The 1538-nt window shown below is 30.4% G+C and carries 2 protein-coding genes; both read right to left on the bottom strand.

The window, feature by feature from the left end:
• Nucleotides 1-590 precede the first annotated feature (590 nt).
• Entirely contained in the window at nucleotides 591-1013 is a 423-nt protein-coding gene (locus GH681_RS22995; protein ID WP_153163821.1) for a hypothetical protein, read from the bottom strand.
• Between the two features lie 150 nt (nucleotides 1014-1163).
• Nucleotides 1164-1403: a hypothetical protein gene (locus tag GH681_RS22990; protein ID WP_153163820.1), complete on the bottom strand. Its 240-nt coding sequence runs from the start codon at nucleotides 1401-1403 to the stop codon at nucleotides 1164-1166.
• Nucleotides 1404-1538: the final 135 nt, after the last annotated feature.

Here is a 1538-nt window from a genome sequence, read left to right as displayed (position 1 = left end):
ATCCAGCTCGTTTACGCATAGTACTGTTAACAGATCGTTTCTTACCCCAAGCTGTATTCTTATCTATAAAGTCCATATAGTCCCAAGCTTTAGTAAGGATACCATCTTCTGTAAGATACTGTTTATTAGAAGCATATATATATGTTTTGCTATTAGGTATCAAATAATAATTACGACATGCCATAGCTCCACCTTTGTAACTATATCCTTTACGGCGTGATTTAAGTAAACATATGTGTTTTCCTTTATCTTCTGCTTCTTGTACTGCCTAGAAGTAGAAATAGTCATAATCATAGAAATCAGGGAATGTTACTACACTATCTCTTTTTACTTTAGTTTCTCCATTAGGTAATTTAGTAACAGTGTTAACTATACGTTGCATTGGACAAAAATTAATATAAAAATAGTTATACCCAGTGATGTAATCTCCATCCTCTGCGGTATAACCATTAATGCAACGATCTTTCTATTCGTCCCAGTATGTATAATATTCAGTAGTACCAATTGGGTACTAACAATAAGCTCCGGTCTTTAAGAATGTTAAAGCCGGAGTTCTAAACTTATCACTATTTATTATTTTCTTCTAGAAGTCAATCATAATTCTTTTTATAGTGTAATTTTCTATGACAATTAGAACACAATACTATACATTTTTCTATTTCTAATTTTACTTTATTTAGATTCTCATTTTTTATTAAGCTGGATACATCTCTTACTTTATTATTTATATGATGAAAATCTAAACATGCTATATCTTTTTCACCACACATGGAACAGCCTTTTTGTTTGATATTATTGATATACTGTTTTATTAAATGTCTTTTCCTTTTAGAACTATCACGATATTTTGTTTTATTATTGTAATAATATTTTAAACATCTTTTTCTATGACATTCTTTACAATAAGAAGTGTATCCATCTTTCTTAGTATTGTTTCTAACAAATTCACATATAGGTTTTTCTAATCCGCATTCTGTACATATTTTTTCCATATTCAAAAAATTTATGCGCATCTCTAACCTACGCTATTAGTCCCCCTGCTCAGATCCGACTGAGTACTCCAGTTTTAGAGACTAGTGTATTAACCACATATACTACAGGGGAGTATGTCAGGGAATATTTAATGTCTGTCCCTGTCAGACCTCTCTATCAGTTCAACGAGATTATTTCTTAAACAAACTCTTTAGCCAATGAATAGTACGCTTAATAATACCTTTCTTCTTAGGTTCAGCTACTGCTTCTTTCTTATATTCTTCAACCAAAGATTCACCTGCTTCTTTAAGATAAGCATCTGCTTTTCGTTTGTTATCAATTTCTTTTTCAAGCACATCACAAATTTCTTCAGTGCTATTGCATTTTGTTAAATCAAGTACTTTCTTCATAGTTTCTTTATTTATATTCATATAACGTACTCATTAATTTATTGTTATAAACTTGTGTATAATTTGCACAAATTAAGCTAATTCATAAGGATTAATCTGAGCATCTCCACGTACTTTAGTAGTACTAACTTCTTCAGCTTTAACTGCTTTTTCGAG

This window comes from Zoogloea sp. 1C4, from assembly GCF_009469605.1.
GTDB lineage: Bacteria > Pseudomonadota > Gammaproteobacteria > Burkholderiales > Rhodocyclaceae > Zoogloea > Zoogloea oryzae.
This window is presented reverse-complemented; position numbering and strand designations above follow the sequence as displayed.

What these genes read in the sequence shown, in the direction of transcription:
- GH681_RS22995 (WP_153163821.1), bottom strand. Translation starts at nt 1,013, where the DNA reads ATGCGCATAAATTTTTTGAATATGGAAAAAATATGTACAGAATGCGGA.
- GH681_RS22990 (WP_153163820.1), bottom strand. Translation starts at nt 1,403, where the DNA reads ATGAATATAAATAAAGAAACTATGAAGAAAGTACTTGATTTAACAAAA.